Annotated in this window: 23 protein-coding genes; 8 read left to right on the plus strand and 15 right to left on the minus strand. The window is 60.1% G+C overall.

Annotated features, from left to right (window positions below):
• Positions 1 to 24 precede the first annotated feature (24 nt).
• On the minus strand, positions 25 to 795 hold the full coding sequence (locus tag VOY09_RS11455; protein WP_322894944.1) for a sulfite exporter TauE/SafE family protein: 771 nt from the start codon (positions 793 to 795) through the stop codon (positions 25 to 27).
• A 147-nt stretch (positions 796 to 942) separates the two neighbouring features.
• Here VOY09_RS11455 and VOY09_RS11460 point away from each other — a divergent pair, with 147 nt between their 5' ends.
• Positions 943 to 2,628 (plus strand): acyl-CoA dehydrogenase family protein, encoded by a 1,686-nt coding sequence (locus tag VOY09_RS11460; protein WP_322894945.1) that lies wholly within the window; start codon positions 943 to 945, stop codon positions 2,626 to 2,628.
• Here the strand turns inward: VOY09_RS11460 and recO are convergent.
• The 11 genes from recO to folK all read right to left on the minus strand — a co-directional run bounded on the left by recO (position 2,625) and on the right by folK (position 11,268).
• Positions 2,625 to 3,359 carry a DNA repair protein RecO gene (gene recO, locus VOY09_RS11465; protein WP_322894946.1) on the minus strand — a complete coding sequence of 245 codons (735 nt, stop codon included), beginning with the start codon at positions 3,357 to 3,359 and terminating at the stop codon, positions 2,625 to 2,627. The two genes, VOY09_RS11460 and recO, sit on opposite strands and share 4 nt — an antisense overlap.
• A 52-nt stretch (positions 3,360 to 3,411) precedes the next feature.
• Positions 3,412 to 3,738, minus strand: coding sequence for a DUF1491 family protein (locus VOY09_RS11470; protein ID WP_322894947.1), 327 nt, complete (start codon positions 3,736 to 3,738; stop codon positions 3,412 to 3,414).
• Positions 3,735 to 4,652: a GTPase Era gene (era, locus tag VOY09_RS11475; protein ID WP_322894948.1), complete on the minus strand. Its 918-nt coding sequence runs from the start codon at positions 4,650 to 4,652 to the stop codon at positions 3,735 to 3,737. Before era ends, VOY09_RS11470 begins: the two co-directional genes overlap by 4 nt.
• On the minus strand, positions 4,649 to 5,329 hold the full coding sequence (gene rnc, locus VOY09_RS11480; RefSeq protein ID WP_322894949.1) for a ribonuclease III: 681 nt from the start codon (positions 5,327 to 5,329) through the stop codon (positions 4,649 to 4,651). Before rnc ends, era begins: the two co-directional genes overlap by 4 nt.
• On the minus strand, positions 5,326 to 6,162 hold the full coding sequence (lepB, locus tag VOY09_RS11485) for a signal peptidase I (RefSeq protein ID WP_322894950.1): 837 nt from the start codon (positions 6,160 to 6,162) through the stop codon (positions 5,326 to 5,328). The genes rnc and lepB overlap by 4 nt, the downstream gene beginning before the upstream one ends.
• Positions 6,163 to 6,213: 51 nt before the next feature.
• Positions 6,214 to 6,615 carry a holo-ACP synthase gene (acpS, locus tag VOY09_RS11490; protein ID WP_322894951.1) on the minus strand — a complete coding sequence of 134 codons (402 nt, stop codon included), beginning with the start codon at positions 6,613 to 6,615 and terminating at the stop codon, positions 6,214 to 6,216.
• Entirely contained in the window at positions 6,612 to 7,358 is a 747-nt protein-coding gene (locus tag VOY09_RS11495; RefSeq protein WP_322894952.1) for a pyridoxine 5'-phosphate synthase, read from the minus strand. The genes acpS and VOY09_RS11495 overlap by 4 nt, the downstream gene beginning before the upstream one ends.
• Positions 7,358 to 8,041 carry a DUF2062 domain-containing protein gene (locus VOY09_RS11500; RefSeq protein WP_322894953.1) on the minus strand — a complete coding sequence of 228 codons (684 nt, stop codon included), beginning with the start codon at positions 8,039 to 8,041 and terminating at the stop codon, positions 7,358 to 7,360. The genes VOY09_RS11495 and VOY09_RS11500 overlap by 1 nt, the downstream gene beginning before the upstream one ends.
• A 22-nt stretch (positions 8,042 to 8,063) precedes the next feature.
• A complete protein-coding gene (locus tag VOY09_RS11505) occupies positions 8,064 to 10,196 on the minus strand; it encodes a bifunctional (p)ppGpp synthetase/guanosine-3',5'-bis(diphosphate) 3'-pyrophosphohydrolase (RefSeq protein ID WP_322894954.1) in 2,133 nt (710 codons plus the stop codon).
• A 40-nt stretch (positions 10,197 to 10,236) separates the two neighbouring features.
• Positions 10,237 to 10,590 (minus strand): DNA-directed RNA polymerase subunit omega, encoded by a 354-nt coding sequence (rpoZ, locus tag VOY09_RS11510; RefSeq protein ID WP_322894955.1) that lies wholly within the window; start codon positions 10,588 to 10,590, stop codon positions 10,237 to 10,239.
• Between the two features lie 93 nt (positions 10,591 to 10,683).
• Positions 10,684 to 11,268 carry a 2-amino-4-hydroxy-6-hydroxymethyldihydropteridine diphosphokinase gene (gene folK, locus VOY09_RS11515; RefSeq protein ID WP_322894956.1) on the minus strand — a complete coding sequence of 195 codons (585 nt, stop codon included), beginning with the start codon at positions 11,266 to 11,268 and terminating at the stop codon, positions 10,684 to 10,686.
• Positions 11,269 to 11,382: 114 nt separating this feature from the next.
• Between folK and VOY09_RS11520 the strand changes: the two genes are divergently transcribed.
• Positions 11,383 to 11,955, plus strand: coding sequence for an NYN domain-containing protein (locus VOY09_RS11520; protein WP_322894957.1), 573 nt, complete (start codon positions 11,383 to 11,385; stop codon positions 11,953 to 11,955).
• A gap of 3 nt (positions 11,956 to 11,958) precedes the next feature.
• Here the strand turns inward: VOY09_RS11520 and VOY09_RS11525 are convergent, their stop codons facing one another.
• A complete protein-coding gene (locus VOY09_RS11525; RefSeq protein ID WP_322894958.1) occupies positions 11,959 to 12,576 on the minus strand; it encodes a helix-turn-helix domain-containing protein in 618 nt (205 codons plus the stop codon).
• Positions 12,577 to 12,646: 70 nt separating this feature from the next.
• On the opposite strand from VOY09_RS11525, the gene VOY09_RS11530 reads away from it, so the two are divergent.
• From VOY09_RS11530 to VOY09_RS11555, 6 genes are read left to right on the plus strand one after another with little or no spacing between them, the layout of a single operon-like run.
• Positions 12,647 to 13,975 carry an MATE family efflux transporter gene (locus VOY09_RS11530; protein ID WP_322894959.1) on the plus strand — a complete coding sequence of 443 codons (1,329 nt, stop codon included), beginning with the start codon at positions 12,647 to 12,649 and terminating at the stop codon, positions 13,973 to 13,975.
• Between the two features lie 58 nt (positions 13,976 to 14,033).
• Entirely contained in the window at positions 14,034 to 14,984 is a 951-nt protein-coding gene (gene ispH / locus VOY09_RS11535) for a 4-hydroxy-3-methylbut-2-enyl diphosphate reductase (RefSeq protein WP_322894960.1), read from the plus strand.
• A complete protein-coding gene (locus VOY09_RS11540; RefSeq protein WP_322894961.1) occupies positions 14,981 to 15,442 on the plus strand; it encodes a YdeI/OmpD-associated family protein in 462 nt (153 codons plus the stop codon). The genes ispH and VOY09_RS11540 overlap by 4 nt, the downstream gene beginning before the upstream one ends.
• The gene (locus VOY09_RS11545; RefSeq protein ID WP_322894962.1) at positions 15,439 to 15,888 is read left to right on the plus strand and encodes a DUF3429 domain-containing protein; all 450 of its coding nucleotides are present in this window, start codon (positions 15,439 to 15,441) and stop codon (positions 15,886 to 15,888) included. Before VOY09_RS11540 ends, VOY09_RS11545 begins: the two co-directional genes overlap by 4 nt.
• On the plus strand, positions 15,888 to 16,340 hold the full coding sequence (gene rnhA / locus VOY09_RS11550) for a ribonuclease HI (RefSeq protein ID WP_322894963.1): 453 nt from the start codon (positions 15,888 to 15,890) through the stop codon (positions 16,338 to 16,340). The genes VOY09_RS11545 and rnhA overlap by 1 nt, the downstream gene beginning before the upstream one ends.
• Entirely contained in the window at positions 16,337 to 16,960 is a 624-nt protein-coding gene (locus VOY09_RS11555) for a trimeric intracellular cation channel family protein (RefSeq protein WP_322894964.1), read from the plus strand. The genes rnhA and VOY09_RS11555 overlap by 4 nt, the downstream gene beginning before the upstream one ends.
• On the opposite strand, the gene VOY09_RS11560 is transcribed toward VOY09_RS11555, so the two are convergent.
• Complete coding sequence (locus tag VOY09_RS11560) at positions 16,961 to 17,932, minus strand: NAD(P)H-quinone oxidoreductase (protein WP_322894965.1); 972 nt, start codon at positions 17,930 to 17,932, stop codon at positions 16,961 to 16,963. It lies immediately after the preceding gene.
• A complete protein-coding gene (locus tag VOY09_RS11565) occupies positions 17,929 to 18,627 on the minus strand; it encodes a COQ9 family protein (protein WP_322894966.1) in 699 nt (232 codons plus the stop codon). The genes VOY09_RS11560 and VOY09_RS11565 overlap by 4 nt, the downstream gene beginning before the upstream one ends.
• Between the last annotated feature and the right edge of the window lie 5 nt (positions 18,628 to 18,632).

The raw sequence follows: 18,632 nt of genomic DNA on the forward strand, positions 1-18,632 counted from the left end.
TAGCTGCAGCACGGATGGCAACCATCAGCCCATCAGCCCGCGACGAACCAGATTGATCCCAGCGATCACCAGCACCCACAGGGTCACTTTGCGGAACCTGTCAGCATCGAACCGATCCCCCAGTTTGAACCCCAACCACATGCCCAGCAGGCCCGGCACCACCAGCGCCGCTGAAAATGGCCAAGTCTGCGCATTCAGCACGCCCGATTGCAGATGCCCCATGAACAGCATCACCGACCCCAGCCCATAGATCACCCCCTGCACCGACATCTGCCGGTCGCGCGGCGTGCCAACCGCCAGCAGATAGAGCACCGTCGGCGGCCCCCAAGTGCCGGTCAAACCGCCCAGAATGCCCGAGGCGATCCCCGCCACCCATTCCACCACACGGCGCAAATGCGGCGGAATCACCGGACGCCAGCCCGCGATCTGGATCAGGCACAGGATCACCACCGGGACGCCCAAAACGATGAACAACGTATCGGTTGGAATCTGGCGCAAAAACTGGGCCGAGACCAGAATCATCACGCAGACCATCACGATATAACGCCAATGTTCGATCAAAGCCTCGCGCGCCTGTCCCATACCGGCGCGCCCGACCTGCCAGATATTGCTGACCACAATCGGCAGGACGATGCCCGCGATGATCAGCTCGGGTGCGATGGCAATCCCCATCCCCGACACCATGATCAGCGGCATGGCAAAGCCTACCGCCCCTTTGACAAACCCGCCAAGCAAGGTGACCAAACAGGCGAAAGCGAATAATTCGGGCGAGATGACGCTGAAAATATATGACATGCCGTGTCTTAGGATGTTTCCTGACCCGCCGCATCACGAAATTGCATGCGACACTTTCATTCACTGGATCTACGTTTTGTGAATTAATATTGCGCTGCGACTGCGAAGTGTTTATCTCTGCACCTGCACATCGATTGGAGAGACGCCATGCCCCATGACGGACAGGACATTCACATGACGCAAAGCCCGGTGCTTGCGGATCTGCTGGCGCTGACAGGCACGGCTGTGCCCGCCGTTGACCAAATCCTCACGCTGGCCAAAGACGCCGTACGCGCCAAAGTCACACAGGATGGCCGCGTCAGCGCCAAGCTGATCGACAAATACCAAACTGCTGCCCATGGCCTTGCTTGGCTTGCCACCTACGCCCAATCCCTGACCCAGATGCAACGCTGGGCTGAACGTTTGCAGGCGGAAGGCAAATTCGGCGAGGTCGAACAATTGATTCACCAGATCGCCTTTGGCGAATATCTGTCCCAGATCATCGGCGGCATCCCGATGAGCCAAGGCGAGATCATCCGCCCTCAGGATATCGGCCTGTCGCAGGACGACCTGCTCAGCATGGATGTGCCTGCGGTGAAAACATTGGCCGCACAGGGCAATACGCAGGACGCACGGATGCGCCTCGTCGCATTGATGCAGGATCAATCCGCCAATCTGACGGTCGGCGCCTCGGGCCTTGATGACGAATTGGAAATGATCCGCGAACAATTCCGGCGCTTTTCCTTGGAAAAGGTCGAACCTCATGCGCATGACTGGCATCTCAAGGATGAATTGATCCCGCTGGCGATCATTGATGAAATGGCCGAAATGGGCGTTTTCGGCCTGACCATCCCAGAGGAATATGGCGGTTTTGGCCTGTCAAAAGCCTCCATGTGCGTCGTGTCAGAGGAATTGTCGCGCGGCTATATCGGCGTGGGGTCACTGGCGACACGTACGGAAATCGCCGCCGAACTGATCCTCTGCGGCGGCACGGAAGAGCAAAAGCAGCACTGGCTGCCCGGCCTGGCCTCTGCCGAAATCTTGCCCACCGCTGTCTTCACCGAACCTAATACCGGGTCCGACCTGGGCAGCTTACGTACCCGCGCCGTGAAAAAGGGCGATGATTGGGAAGTGACCGGCAACAAGACATGGATCACCCATGCGACCCGCACCCATGTGATGACTTTGCTCGCCCGGACTGATCCTTCCACCACCGATTACAGCGGTCTGTCGATGTTTCTGGCCGAAAAGACACCCGGCACGGAAGAAGACCCCTTTCCCACGCCCGGCATGACCGGCGGCGAGATCGAAGTGCTCGGCTATCGCGGCATGAAGGAATATGAACTGGCTTTTGACTGTTTCGTGGTCAAAGGCGACAATTTGCTTGGCGGCGAAACCGGCAAAGGTTTCAAACAATTGATGCAGACCTTCGAATCCGCCCGGATCCAGACCGCCGCCCGCGCCGTGGGTGTCGCGCAATCGGCGCTCGATGTGGGGATGCAATATGCGCAGGACCGCAAGCAATTCGGTGCCGCGCTGATCAATTTCCCGCGTGTGGCAGGCAAACTGGCCATGATGGCGGTAGAAATCACCGTGGCCCGGCAACTGACCTATTTCAGCGCCCATGAAAAAGACCACGACCGGCGCTGCGATCTTGAGGCCGGGATGGCCAAACTGCTGGGCGCGCGTGTCGCCTGGGCCTGCGCCGATAATGCGCTGCAAATCCACGGCGGCAACGGCTTCGCCCTGGAATACAAGATCAGCCGGATTCTCTGCGATGCCCGCATCCTCAATATCTTTGAAGGTGCCGCCGAAATTCAGGCCCAGGTCATCGCGCGGCGGGTGCTCGGTTAATTGGCATCCATCCGCAGGATCGCATCAATCAGCCGCGCGCGAGCGGCTGGCATCGGGCGATCCCCCAACCCTTTGATCAGCCGGTTTTCGATGAAGAACCCGGTCGTCCCAAGCGCCTTGGCAATCTCTGCCCCCGAAGCTTCACCTTTGCCGGCCAGCACCGCCGGCAAAGGCAATAACCGGTCCGCCCATATCCCCGCCGCATCACGGCTGACCGCGCGACCGGATTTGGGCGAAACGAATGCCAGATCCTCATTCACCCCGCTTGCCGCACAGGCGGACAGGTCCATCCCGAACCCCATCTCCTCCAGCAAAGCCTGTTCCCAGCGCAGATAGGCCAATGGCCAGACATCCGGCTGCCCCAGCAGGTCGAGCAGGGCGATAGTGCGCTGATAAAGCGGCAGATGCGCCTCGCGCTCTGGCAGGACCATCACCAACAATGCGCAGACCGCATTCAGCCCCGCCAGCGACAACCGGTCCCCCATCGCTGCGGCTGATCGTGACCGGACAGGCTCGACGGTAAACGTCCCCAGATGATCATCCAGCCGGGCCGACCAGGTCACTGTGACCTGCGCGCCGGGCTGCAACACAGGCGCGATTTTGCGACTGACACCGCCGCGCACAACACCGGCGTGACGGCCATGATCCGGGCTGAACACTTCGATAATCGCCGAGGTTTCACCAAAGGCGCGCACCGAAAGCAAAGCCGCCTCATCGCGCCAGGTGATCATTTTGGACCCTGGCTTCTTATTTCCAAAAATACTCCCGCCGGAGGCATCAAAGTCATTTCAACCCATCGTCATCCAAAAGATGCCGCCCCAGCCTGTCTTCAACCTCGATCACCCAAAGGTCAGGATCAAAGCCGCATTGGCATTGGATCGATTGATCGACATCCGCCTCCGCGCCTTCGGCCAGCACGACCCAGACGCGATCCCCACTCATCAGATCAAAACTGCGCTGGTAACAACAAGCCTGCCCGTCCAGCGTGTTCAGCTTCACCATCACCGCGCCGGAGGTGGCATCGCCGCGCTCTACAACAAAAGCCGGGATCGCGGCGAGCCGCAACCGGGTCAGATAGGCCGACACCCAGATGTCGGCGGTCAATCTCATGTATTGCCGTCTTTGAAATCCAGCCCCATTTCGGAATAGCGCTCTTTTTCTTCCAACCAGTTGGGCCGCACCTTGACCTGCAAGAACAGATGCACCGGGCGGCCCAGAAATTCGGTGATCTCGGCACGGGCCGCCTGACTGACAGCTTTGATCGTCTCGCCGCCCTTGCCCAACACGATGCCTTTGTGGCCGTCACGCGCGACATAGATCAACTGGTCAATCTTGGCTGATCCATCTGGACGTTCTTCCCAATTTTCAGTCTCGACCGTCAATTCATAAGGCAATTCCTGATGCAACCGCAAAGTCAGCTTTTCACGGGTCATCTCTGCCGCGATCATCCGCATCGGCAGATCGGCGATCTGGTCCTCGGGATAAAGCCACGGGCCTTCCGGCACCTGTTCAACCAGCCAGGCGCGAAGCGCATCGCAGCCGTGGCCACGTTCAGCAGAGATCATGAAGGTTTCGGCAAAAGGAAATGCCTCATTCATATCGCGAGTCAGGGCCAGCAAACCTTCGGATTTCACCTTGTCGATCTTGTTGATCGCCAGCGCCACTTTGGTCTTGCCGGTCCGGTCCGCGAGATTGGCAAGGATCGCCTTGACCCCTTCGCTCATCCCGCGATGGGCCTCGATCATCAGCACGACGACATCGGCATCTGCGGCACCGCCCCAAGCAGCGGCGACCATTGCACGATCCAGCCTCCGACGGGGTTTGAACAGACCGGGCGTGTCGATAAAGATCAGCTGCGCCTGCCCGTCCATCGCGACACCACGAATGCGCGCGCGCGTGGTCTGCACCTTATGGGTGACGATAGACACCTTGGCCCCCACCATCCGGTTCAGCAGCGTCGATTTGCCGGCATTCGGTTCCCCGATCAGGGCGACAAAGCCTGCTTTGGTCGGTGCGTCACTCATGGGTCAACTTTCTTCAAAAGGGCGGCGGCAGCAGCTTGTTCCGCCTGCCGTTTTGACCCTGCGGTCGCTGTCTCGGTCTGGCCGGATGCCAGTTTGACCGCAATCGTAAACGCGGGCTGGTGGTCAGGTCCAGTGCGCGCGACCTCTGTATAGCTCGGCGGTTCCTCACCGCGGGCCTGCGCCCATTCCTGCAGCGCGGTTTTGGCGTCGCGGGCGTCATCGGCCACATCCGTGATCCGCGCACCCCAAAGGGTCAGGATCACCTGCCGCGCGGCGTCAAAGCCACCATCCTGATAGACGGCGGCAATCACCGCCTCCATCGCATCGGCAAGCAGAGCCTCTTTGCGGCGGCCACCTGATTTCATCTCGGACCGGCCCAGTTTGATCACCGAACCCAGATCAATCTGTCGGGCGACATCGGCGCAGGTTTCGCGACGCACGAGGGCATTGTAGCGGGGTGCCAGCAAACCTTCGGGCGCAGAGGGATCAGCTTTCAACAAAGCCTCGGCCATGACCAGACCCAGCACCCGGTCACCAAGAAATTCCAGCCGCTGGTTATCATCGCGATGCGGGCTGACCATGGAAGAATGGGTCACCGCGCGCACCAACAGATCGGGCCGTGCAAAATCATGGCCAAGGCGCATTGAGAACGCCATCAGATCAGCGGATAATTTCACTCTAATGCCTTAAAGAAACGGTCGCTGCGCCATGTCCAGAAGGCCAGCATCGACCGACCAGCAGAGGAGAACAGCACGCGGTCAGCGCGCCCGACGATATGTTTGCGCTCAACAAAGCCGACACCGCCCAAGGTTTGCGGCACGCGGCTGTCAACGGAATTGTCACGGTTGTCGCCCATGAAGAAAAACTGGCCCTCTGGCACGGTATAGACACCAGTATTGTCGCTGGAACGTGGGCCGACATCGAGGATGGAATGGGTCGTACCACCGGGCAGCGTTTCAATCTGGCGGATCTTGTCGCAATCAGCGCCCATGCCGACCGGTCCGTTGGCGCACATCGGGCGGCCACCCATCGGGCCCTGCGGTTCCATGACCTCGGTAAAGGTGCCGCCGTCTTCCAACCCGACTGCCGTCCCATTGATCTGCAACACGCCGTCGATCATCTGCACCCGGTCGCCCGGCTCGCCGATCAGGCGTTTGATGTAATCCTGCCCCGTGACCGGATGGCGGAACACAACGATATCGCCACGCACCGGATCAGAGCCGAACAGGCGGGTATCGCTGTCTTCGGCAAAGCCGCAGAAGTCATCAGCACCAATATCCAGCCCCACCGCAGGCACCCGGATCGACGGGCAGGAGGCATAGGAATATCCATAGGCCATCTTATTCACGAAAAGGAAATCGCCGATCAGCAAAGTGTCCTTCATCGACCCGGAGGGAATCCAGAATGGCTGGAAAAACAGCGTTCGGAACACACCCGCAATGATCAGCGCCCAAAAGATCGTCTTGATCGTTTCTTTCACGCTGCTGACAAAGCCTGTCTTTTCGGCCATTTTCCGTTCCTTTATGGGTTTGACGCTACATGATCGCGCGGCGGTGTGGTGTCAAGCGATGGGCCGCGCCTCGATCACCACAAAGGCTTGTGCCCAAGGGTGATCATCGGTCAGCGTGACATGGATAATGGCCTCATGCCCCGGTGGCGTCATCTGATCGAGCCGGTCTTTCGCCCAACCCGTCACGGCCATCACCGGCTGTCCGGTGTGCAGGTTCGATACCGCCATATCTTTCCACGCAATCCCCATGCGCAACCCGGTGCCGAGTGCCTTGGAACAAGCCTCTTTCGCGGCCCAGCGTTTGGCATAGGTGCCGGGCGTGTCGTGCCGCGCTTCGGCCTTGGCCTGCTCAACAGGGGTAAAGACACGGTTGCGGAACCGGTCGCCGAAACGGTCCAAAGTCCCCGCGATCCGTTCGATATTCGCCAGATCAGTGCCGATGCCAAGGATCATCCGCGCGCTTCATCCATCAGGCGGCGCATTTCGGCAATCGCGGGGCCGAGGCCCAAGAACACCGATTCCCCGATCAGGAAATGACCGATGTTCAGTTCCGCGACCTGCGGTAGCGCGGCAATCGGTGCCACACATTCATAGGTCAGCCCGTGGCCGACATGGACCTCCAACCCCAGATCCGTAGCAAAGTCGGTCATTGCGGTGATCTTGCGCAGTTCTTCGTCGCGCGTGGCCCAGTCCCCTTCGGCCCAGGCATCGGCATAGGCGCCGGAATGCAGCTCTATCACCGGCGCGCCGATCCGGTGCGCGGCGCGGATCTGCGCCTCATCCGCCGCGATGAAGAGCGACACGCGGGACCCGGCGTCGCGCAAGGGGGCGATATAGGCAGCAAGGGCGTTGTCATTTCCTGCGACATCAAGGCCGCCCTCGGTGGTGCGTTCTTCACGTTTTTCCGGCACAAGACAGACCGCATGTGGTTTATGGCGCAACGCAATCGCCTGCATGTCCGGCGTCGCGGCCATCTCGAAATTCAAAGGCACGGTCAAAGCCGCCATCAACCGGTCGATATCGCTGTCGATGATATGGCGACGATCCTCGCGCAGATGGGCGGTGATGCCATCGGCCCCGGCCTCGGCCGCCAAGAGCGCCGCGCGCACAGGATCAGGAACCGCGCCACCACGCGCGTTGCGGATGGTCGCGACATGGTCGATGTTCACACCCAGACGGAGCCTGTTCTTTGCCATCATTTTCCCTTTCCGACGCCATTCATTGCATCAGGTTTCACTTTCAACTTATCCAGCTTGGCCTGCAACAGCTTGCGCCGCCGTTTTTGATAAGCGGCAACGATCGGCACAAAGAGGTAGTAACAGATCGCTGCACAGACGATCCCCGGGGCAAGCCCACCGATCAGATAGGGCACGAAGACCTCGTGGTAAAATGCAATCAATCCGGTCCAGTCAGCGCGTTCAGGTGTGAATGCAGCTATAAAGTTATGGCCGATATCGTAAAAAGCATTCTGAAACTGGCAGACAATCGTGCAATAATCGTCGCTGACATTGCGGCCAAGGCCGAACAATGCTGCGTTGAATGGTCGCCCCATGATCCAATAGCCACTGCCCAATGCGGCAATGCCAATCGGCACATAGGTCAGCGGATTGCCAAAGAACGTACCCAAAAGAGCGGCGAGCATATTGCCCCGCATCACCCGCGCCAGCAGCACGGCAATCACGAAATGCAGCCCATAGAACGGCGTGAAAGCGGTGAACACGCCCGCCGCAATCCCGCGCGAGATTTTTTCTGGCGTATCCGGCAACCGCCGCAGGCGGTGTTTGACATAGCCGAACGCCCGCCCCCAGCCACCGCGCGGGTAGAGGAAATCCAGCACGATCTTCCAGATCGGCCGCCTGTCCCTGCGCTTGAACACCACTAACTCTTACCTCTCTGGCCCTTCAGCCGCGCATTGTTCCCGCCAGACCCGGATCGCGGTGCCGCACGATGGACGACACGTTGCTTTCGGCCTCCAACGCAGTCATCACGCGGTGCATATGTTCGGCATCGCGCAGATCGACGTCAATCAGCAGGCGGAAATAATCCGGTTTGCGGTCAATGAACTTCAGGTCAGAGATATTGGCGTTCTGCTCGCCAATCAATGTGCAAATACGTCCCAGCACGCCGGTATCATTCGCAATCGTCGCGTCAAAGGTCACAGTGTTGACAGCAGCATGGGTGCCGTCCTGCCATTGCAGGTCGATCCAGCGTTCCGGCTGTTCTTCGTAATCGGCCAAAGCGGCGCAATCGATGGCATGAACCGTCACGCCCTGGCCACGGAAACTGATGCCCAGAATACGTTCGCCCGGCACCGGCTGACAGCAAGCGCCGCGTTTATGCACCTGATCGGGGGCAAGGCCGACAACAGCGCGGCCCTGATCCACCTCGTCACCCTTGGTATGGGCCAGTTCAGGATAGATCGCGCGGACAACTTCGCTGCCGGTCAATTCCGCACTGCCGAGCCGCGCCAGCAATTCATCGACACCGTCGATTGCCAAAGCCTTGGCCGCCGTGCGCAACGCCTTTTCGGTGGACCGTTTGCGCACGTTTTCAAACGCCACCCGCGCCAGTTCACGGCCCAGCCTGACGTAACGCCCCCGGTCTTCTTCACGCAAGGACCGGCGGATCGCGGTCTTGGCCCGACCGGTGACGGCAATATCAATCCATGTCGCCTGCGGTGTCTGGCCTTCGGCTGTGATGATCTCCACCGATTGGCCGTTCTTCAGCCTTGTCCACAACGGCACGCGCAACCCGTCGACCTTGGCCCCGACACAGGCCGAACCGATGCGCGTATGGATCGCGTAGGCGAAATCAATCGGCGTCGCCCCGCGCGGCAGCTTGATCACCTCGCCCTTCGGCGTGAAGCAGAACACTTGATCCTGATACATCTCAAGCTTGACGGCTTCGAGGAATTCCTCGTGGTTCTGGTCATCGTCCAGCCGGTCCGTCAGCGAAGCGATCCAGCGCACCGGGTCGACAGCAAAGCGGTTCTCGACCCGTTCACCGTTCTTATAGGACCAATGCGCCGCGACACCGGTTTCGGCGACTTCATGCATTTCGCGGGTGCGGATCTGCACCTCGACCCTTTTGCCGTCACGCCCCGACACGGTGGTATGAATAGACCGATAGCCGTTGGATTTCGGCTGGCTGATATAATCCTTGAACCGCCCCGGCACCGCGCGCCAACGCTGATGAATCGTGCCCAGCACACGGTAACAATCGCCTTCGGTCGCGACGATCACGCGGAACCCATAGATATCGGACAAGCGGCTAAAGCCCTGATCCTTTTCCTGCATCTTGCGCCAGATCGAATAGGGTTTCTTGGCGCGGCCGACGACATCGGCAAGAATATTTGCCTTTTCCAGCTCGACCCGCATATCGGCGGTGATCTTTTGCACCACATCGCCGGTTTCACGCTGAAGCGTGATGAAGCGGCGGATGATGGAATTGCGCGCCTCGGGGTTCAGGACGCGGAAGGACAGATCCTCCAATTCCTCGCGCATCCATTGCATCCCCATGCGACCGGCAAGGGGGGCAAAAATCTCCATCGTTTCGCGGGCTTTCTGGGCCTGCTTTTCAGGCCGCATGGATTTGATCGTGCGCATATTGTGCAGACGGTCAGCGAGCTTTACCAAAGTCACGCGCAGATCACGGCTGGTCGCCATGAACAATTTGCGGAAATTCTCGGCCTGTTTGGTCTGGGTCGAGGTCAGTTGCAGATTGGTCAGCTTGGTCACGCCATCGACCAGCTCCGCAATCTCGCGCCCGAATCGGGTCTCGACCATCGAAAACGAGGCTTTGGTGTCTTCGATCGTGTCATGCAACAAAGCAGTGACCAGCGTCGCATCATCCATCTGCTGCAAGGCAAGGATATGAGCAACGGCGACAGGATGGGTGAAATAGGGTTCGCCCGAATGGCGGAACTGGCCTTCGTGCATGTCGGCGCCAAAGGCAAAGGCATCGCGCAGCAAGGCTTGGTTTGTCTTGGGGTTATAAGCGCGGACCAGAGAGATCAGACTATCAGCATTCGTCATCTGGTTCCGCGCCCATATATATCAGGCCGGTCAGGCGGCCCTATCGCTGCCCCTGCGCTTCCATCAGCGCACGCAGCAGTTTTTCTTCGGACATATCGTCTTCGACCGGGCGATCAGCCTCGCCACCCATCAGAAGGGACATGCTGTCCTCTTCGGGTTCATCGACTTCGATCTGGGTCTGGTTCGCTTCGATCATGCGTTCACGCAGGTCATCGGCCAACTGGGTTTCTTCGGCGATTTCACGCAGGGAAACGACAGGGTTCTTGTCATTGTCACGCGGCACGGTGATCGGCGACCCGGCGGTGATTTCACGGGCGCGATGCGCAGCGAGCATCACCAGTTCAAACCGGTTGGGAACTTTATCGACGCAATCTTCGACGGTAACGCGGGCCATGACAGATCTCCAGACAGGAAGCTTTGGAAGCTGCATCCCTAGAGCGTTCATCAGGGATTGACAAGGGCCTGCTGGCAACGGGTGGCGTGGCGACTAAGGGATGTCAGCTGGACGCGGCAGCGGCACGACACTCGCCCGATCCTCTGCCGACAAATTGTTCAGCATCTGCGCCACACTCAACCCCAATAGAGGATGCAGCCAATCCGGCGCTACATCAGCCAGCGGCACCAGCACAAAGCTGCGGTCCTGCACACGCGGATGCGGCAGGATCAATTGATCCGGGGCAAGGCGGGCCTGCGCAACCGGCGGCAGATCGCGCCAGTGCAACTGCACATCGGCATCGGGTAGCACTTGATCGCCCAAAGCGACCAGATCAAGATCCAACGTGCGCTGCCCCCACCGGATGTCGCGGGTGCGATCCGCAGCAGCCTCGATCCGGTGCAAGGCCGCCAGAATCTCTGCCGCAGTCAGATCGGTGTCGAACGCAACCGCCGCATTCACGAAATCGGGGCCCGCACCCAATGGGAAAGCGGGTGTTGCATAAAAGGAACTGATTCGCATCTCACCCCGTACCAAAGGCAACAATTCCCGAAGACCGTAAACGATTGTTGCCGCAGCATCACCGATTGCCGACTTTTTGTTGCTTCCCAGTGAAATAAGCGCCATCTGGCCTAACATAACGCATCGAACCCCTTGTCTCGTGCTGATAACGCTTTATTGGTCGGCGCTACTTGACCGACACTCCACTCACTCCGCAACGGCGGTCAAGACTATATCGTCGAAAGGTCTTTTATGTTTTATCGGGATGAGCGTCTGGCGCTGTTCATTGATGGTTCAAATCTTTACGCAGCAGCACGCTCATTAGGATTTGATATTGATTACAAATTGTTACGGCAGGAATTCATGCGCCGTGGCAAGCTTGTACGCGCGTTCTACTATACCGCCCTGCTGGAAAACGATGAATATTCGCCGATCCGTCCGCTGGTCGACTGGCTGCATTACAACGGCTATTCCATGGTCACCAAACCGGCCAAGGAATTCACCGACAGCATGGGCCGGCGCAAGGTCAAGGGCAATATGGACATCGAACTGGCCGTCGATGCGATGGAACTGGCACCCTATCTGGACCACGCCGTAATCTTCTCTGGCGACGGCGATTTCCGCCCGTTGATCGAAGCCTTGCAACGCAAAGGTGTGCGCGTATCAGTTGTCTCCACGATCCGCAGCCAGCCGCCGATGATTGCTGACGAGCTGCGTCGGCAAGCCGATAATTTCATCGAACTGGATGAGTTACGCGACGTGATTGGCAGACCCACCCGTGAACCGCGGCCGGATATGCCCGACCAGAGCCCGCTTGATGACTGATATCTAGGGCCGGGTTGAACCACGGTGTTCCAGCCCGTCCAGCAACATATCCGTCGCCTTCAGTGCGCGCTCCAATGCTGCATGCTGATCTGATGATGCCGCGACCCACAGCGCCGCATCCACCAATGCGCCGTTGATCAGCTGCGCCAGCGCCTCTGGATCGGCCTGCCTGATCCGCCCTGCCTGCATCAACGCCGCCAGCGAATCGCGAATGCTCACGATCGAGGTTTGCTGATCAAGCTCGCGCATCCGCTGCCCGAGAACCGACGCGGCATCACGCAGGAACACCCGCTGGATTTCTGGGTCGCGCGCTTGCTCCAACCACAGCAGATTGCAGGCGCGAAACGCGTCCCAAGGGTCGGCATGACGCTGATGTTCAACCTCCAGCCGCTCTGCGATTTCTGCGTCGATCTGCAGCACAACCGCCTCTAACAGCCCCTCTTTCCCGCCAAAATGATGATAAAGCGCACCCCGCGTCACCCCGGCATCGGCGCAGATCGCCTCCATTGCAGATCCGGCATAGCCATCTGCTGCAAACGCACGGCGCGCGGCGCTGACCAGTCGCGCAATGGTATCGGCACGCATCTGCTCACGACTACGACGGGCGTTGGGTTCTGTCATTGACATGCACTTTGTATGTTACTAGATCGCTCACATACACAATGTATGTTTCCTGAACCCCGAGTGCAATATGTCTACGACAACCCACCCCACCCCGACGATCCGCGCCGAAGTCGCGCCCTTGTTGAAACTCGCCTTCCCGATTGTGGCAGGGCTTGGGGCGTCGACCTTGATCGGTGTCGTGGATACGGTGATGATCGCACCTTTGGGCACTTTGCCGCTGGCGGCAGCCTCACTGACGACAGCGACGCTGATCATCTTCTATTCCGCGATCTATGGGTTTGTCTCCGCCATCGGAATCGAAGCGGCCCAGCGCCACGGCGCGGGCGATACAAAAGGCGTGGCAGAGGCGCTTTGGGCCGGGCTGCGGCTGGCGATCATCGCCGGGCTGACCTGTGCCGGTCTGATGCTGCTGGGCCTCGTCGCCCTGCCGCTGTTGAACCAGCCTGCCGATGTGCTGGCGATCCTGACGCCCTATTGGCTGGCGATGGCCATGCTGCTGGTGCCGCTGGCCGTATTGATGGTGATTTCGCAAGTGCTGAACGCCATGGACCGGCCTTGGACCGCCGCTGGCTTTGCCTTTGTCGGTGTCGTGGTCAACGTGCCGATGAACTATCTGTTCATCTGGGGCATCGGCGATTGGCCCGGCCTCGGCCTGCTGGGCGCGGGTCTGGCCAGTGTCGCGTCAGAAACACTGGCCCTGCTGGTCGCTTTCATCTGGCTTTGGCGCAAAGGTCTGCTGCGGCCTGCCGGGAATAAAATGCTGCGCAAGCGGCTGGCTTTGGGCGGTGTCCCGCTGGCCATCGGCTATACCGGCGAAGGTGCGGCCTATGCTTTGGTCGGCATCATGCTGGGGATCTTTGGCGCCACGGCGCTAGCCGCGAACCAGATCGTCCAAGCCGTGGGTGGTGTGCTTTACATGCTGCCGCTTGGCCTTGCTGCCGCTGTCGCGATCAGGATCGGACAGGCCAGCGGTGCGGCAAACCCAGCCCGCCTGCGCCCAATCGCTGTGGCGGCCATTGGTGTGGTGACCTTCTGGATGGTCACTGTCACCATCGCGCTGATCCTGTCGGGTGGCTGGCTGGCCAGCTTGCTCTCGGACGATGCAGAGGTGATCGCACTGGCCACTGCGATGTTCATCATCGTCGCCATGATTCAGGTGATCGACGGGGTGCAATCCACCGGCCTTGGCGCTTTGCGTGGGATGATGGATTTCGTCTGGCCAACGCGGTTCACCTTGGCCTGCTATTGGCTGTTCGCCTTGCCATTGGCCGCCGCATTGGGGTTTTGGGCTGGCTTCGGGCCGCTGGGTGTCTGGGCAGGCTACGGCATCGGGATCGGCGTCGTCGCTTTGGTGTTGCCCGTCCGGTTCTGGCGTCTGACCGCGCCAAAGCATTGATCAGGGGCTGGACCCGCGCGCTGTCAGGCTTTACCTCTGCCCTATGCAGGAGAATGCGATGACCAAGCCGCCACTTACCCTTTATCTTGCCGCGCCGCGCGGCTTTTGCGCCGGTGTCGACCGCGCGATCAAGATCGTGGAAATGGCGATCCAGAAATGGGGCGCGCCGGTCTATGTCCGGCACGAGATCGTGCATAATAAATTCGTGGTCGATGCGCTGCGCGATCAGGGTGCTGTCTTTGTCGAGGAGTTGGACGAATGCCCCGACGACCGTCCCGTCATCTTTTCCGCGCATGGCGTGCCCAAAGCCGTACCTGCAGCAGCGGCAAAGCGCGAGATGATCTATGTCGATGCCACCTGCCCGCTTGTCAGTAAGGTCCATATCGAAGCACAGCGCCATGCCGACAACGGCCTACAGATGATCATGATCGGCCATGCTGGTCACCCCGAAACCATCGGCACGATGGGGCAATTGCCCGAAGGTGACGTGCTGCTGGTCGAAACCGTCGATGATGTCGCCCATGTCATCGTGCGCGATCCCGCGCGCCTTGCCTTTGTCACCCAGACGACTTTGTCCGTCGATGACACCGCCGATATCGTCGCCGCCCTGCACGCCCGTTTCCCCGCGATCATCGGCCCGCATAAAGAAGACATCTGCTACGCCACTACCAACCGGCAAGAGGCGGTCAAGGCGATGGCCCCGAAATGCGACGCGATGCTGGTGGTCGGCGCGCCCAATTCATCCAACTCCAGACGGCTGGTTGAAGTCGGCGCGCGCGCAGGCTGCGCCTATTCTCAACTGGTGCAGCGGGCGGCAGATATCGACTGGCGCGCCTTGGACGGGATCACATCGATGGGGATCACCGCAGGGGCATCGGCCCCCGAAGTGCTGATCGACGAAGTGATCGACGCGTTCCGCGACCGCTATGACGTGACGGTCGAGATGGTGGAGACCGCAATAGAAAACGTTGAATTCAAAGTGCCGCGCGTGTTGCGGGAACCGGCATGACAGACTGGGTCACCTTTGACGGGCAGATAGAACCTTTGGTTTGGGGCGACAAAACCTATACGATCCTGCGCCTGCCGCGAGAGGTAGAGGAGGCGCTCCTCGCCCAAGGCGCAAGACGGGTCGAAGGTGAGTTTGGCGACCACCCGGTGAACCTTGCCATCACACGCGCACCGCCAGTGGACGGCGCATTTCTTTATGCCGGGCGCAGCCTGATGGACCGTACCGGCCTTGAACCCGGCGAAATCTTCGAGGTTCGCCTGAGGCCCGCCCCGTCAGATGCGGTAGAGACACCCGATGATCTCGAGGTTGCTTTGGCCGCTGCCGGATTGTCCGGCAAATGGGAGGCTATGACAGCAGGAAGAAGGCGGGGCATGATATACAAAGTGGACAGTGCAAAGTCTGAAACAACACGTCTCAGACGCATCGCGGCCCTTGTCACAGAGGTGGCCGGAACATGAACCGCATTCCAGCTTCCGCGCTTCTGCTGGGCCTCGCCGGGCTGATCCCATTTTTCTGGGGTGCTTTGACCGTGCTGCGACCTGATCTGGGGCAATGGGGTGCGGCCACTGTCGGGCCGCGCTTTATCGGACCCTATGTGCAGCTTTTCTATGGGGCTGTCATCCTGTCATTCATGTCCGGCGTGCTTTGGGGATTCGCGACCAAGGCGAGCGGACGCGCCGCGACGTCAGGCTATATCCTGTCAGTGATCCCCGCTCTCTGGGCGTTTTTCATGACCGGCGGCGGGCCGACCGGGGCGGCGATCAACCTGATTGCGGGCTTTGTCGGCTTACTGCTGCTGGACTGGCATTTCTGGCAGATGGGTCTGGCACCCAAATGGTGGATGCATCTGCGCGGCCTGCTGACAGCGCTGGTCGTGCTGTCTTTCCTGCCGCTGGTGCTGTGATGGCTGATGTTTACGCTTATACCGATGGGGCCTGTTCGGGCAATCCCGGCCCCGGCGGCTGGGGCGCGCTGCTGATCGCACGGGACGGTGATGCCGTTGTCAAGGAACGCGAGCTTAAGGGCGGCGAGGCGCAGACCACGAATAACCGCATGGAACTACTCGCCGCGATATCAGCCTTGGAAACTTTGGGCCGCGCAACCGAGATCACGATTTTCACCGACAGCGCCTATGTCAAAGACGGGATCACTAGCTGGATTCACGGCTGGAAGAAACGCGGCTGGAAGACCGCCGCGAATAAGCCCGTCAAGAACGAAGACCTCTGGCGGCGTCTGGATACCGCCGTCGCACAGCACAAGGTTCGCTGGGAATGGGTCAAGGGCCACGCGGGTCATGTCGAAAACGAACGCGCCGATGAACTCGCCCGCGCCGGCATGGCCCCGTTCAAGCGATGACTTTGCTGATGGTCCTTGATTACGCGGCGGTCTTTGTTTTTGCCCTGACCGGCGCGTTGGTGGCAAGCCGCGCGCAGCTGGATATCGTGGGCTTTGTGTTTATCGCCAGCCTGACGGCGGTTGGCGGCGGCACGATCCGCGATGTGATCCTGAACCGTGACACTGTGTTCTGGGTCGCCAATCCGACCTATATCGGCGTTGCCGCCGCTGCCGCGATCTTGGTTTTCTGGACAGCCCATCTGCTGGAAAGCCGCTATCGCACGATTCTCTGGCTTGATGCCTGCGCGCTGGCCTTCGCAGTCCCTGCGGGTGTCGCCGTGGCACTTGCGCTCAACCAGCCTTATGCCATCGTCGTGATCATGGGCATCACGACCGGCTGTTTCGGCGGGCTGATGCGCGACGTGGTCTGCAACGAAGTGCCGCTGGTCCTGAAACAAGGTGAGCTTTATGTCACCTGCGCGCTGGCGGGCGGGGTGTCCGCCCTGCTGGCACAGGCGCTGGGTCTGCCTGTGCCGCTGGCCTTGATCATCTGTGCAGGCGTTACCTTTGCTTTGCGCGCGGGCAGTTTGCTGTTCGGCTGGAAACTGAGCGTCTACAAAGCCTATCCGCCACGGCAATAATTAAACCTTCAGCACAATCTTCCCGATATGCGCCGAGCTTTCCATCCGCGCATGCGCCGCTGCGGCATCGCGCAGCGCAAATTCCTGGTCCATCACTGGCGTTACCTTGCCTGCCGCGATCAACGGCCAGACCTTCGCCCGCAAATCTTTCGCAATCCGCGCCTTGGCCAGATCCGACTGGGGGCGCAGGGTTGATCCGGTCAGCGTCAACCGTCGCGTCATCATCTGCACAAGGTTCAATTCCACCTTTGGCCCTTGCAGAAAGGCGATCTGCACCAGCCTGCCATCATCGGCCAAAGCGTTGATATTACGCTGGATATAGGACCCACCGACCATATCGAGGATCAGATCGGCACCGCCGCGATCCTTCATCTGCGCCACGTAATCGGTATCGCGGTAATTGAACGCAGCCTCTGCCCCCAGCTCCACGCAGGCGGTGCATTTATCATCCGACCCTGCTGTGGCAAAGACCCGCGCACCAAAAGCATGGGCAAGCTGGATGGCCGTTGTCCCGATCCCCGATGATCCGCCATGGACGAGGAACCTCTCCCCCGCCTGTAGCCCACCACGCATGAAGACATTGGACCAGACCGTGAAAAACGTCTCTGGCAGACAGGCCGCCTGCGCCAATGTCAGACCATTCGGCACAGGCAAACAATGCGCGGCAGGGGTCGCAACATATTCAGCATAGCCACCACCGGGCAGCAGGGCGCAGACCTGATCGCCGATCTGCCAGTCGGTGACACCTGCGCCCATCGCCACAACCTCGCCCGCGCAATCAAGCCCCGGCAAATCGCTTGCCCCCGCTGGCGGGTTATACAACCCCGCGCGCTGCAAGGCGTCAGGCCGGTTGACCCCGGCATAGGCGACTTTGATCACCACCTGATCATGCGCTGGTTTCGGCATCGGTCGCTGAGTCAGCGCCAAAACCTCTGGCCCACCCGGCTGCGTAATCTCGACCGCCTGCATCATGTCGGGTCACGCCAGACGCCTGGCAGGTCAGGATCAATCTCGCGCCGGGGTGCCTTGATCCCCGACATCAGCCGATCCACAACGCCCGTCAGCGGCTTCAGCAAGGCATTGTCGCGGACCCGCGCCTTCACCTTTTCCACCTGCATCACGTCGTCAATCCGCCGGTCGATAAAGGCATCCGTCGCCTGCCCGCCCAGCGAATCGTCGCCCAGCCAATAGAGCACGACCGCAGCATAGACCCCCGACAGCGTCAGCCGCTTGGTGTACCAGTTCACATCATCCGACGTGTCACCCAGCGCTGTCCAGATCGCATCCGCCGTGCCCCAGATCAGCCGCGTGCCATCCGCCGCCATGTGCGGCAGCGCGAACAGGGCCGTGCCACGGCGCACCGCCTCTTTATCCGGCACCGCGTCAATGCGCAGGCGGATCGCATGGGCGACCTTGTCGCGAAACCGCATGCCGGTCAGGTCTGCACCCTCCAACGCCGCTACCATCGCCGCATCACCTTGTTCGTGAAAGGCAATCGCCAGATCAATCGCGCCGCGCGGACAGATCGTGCGCGCCAGTGCCGGGTCCACGCCCGCATCTGCAATCGCCGCGTCGAAGGCGACAGGCGCCCAACCGTCAAAGGCCACATGCGGCACGATGGCATCCAGCAATTGCTGTTTGACGGGGTCGATGAGGGTTGGTGACATGATCT

The sequence above is a fragment of the Yoonia sp. 67-2 genome, from assembly GCF_035117555.1.
Taxonomy (GTDB): Bacteria; Pseudomonadota; Alphaproteobacteria; order Rhodobacterales; family Rhodobacteraceae; genus Yoonia.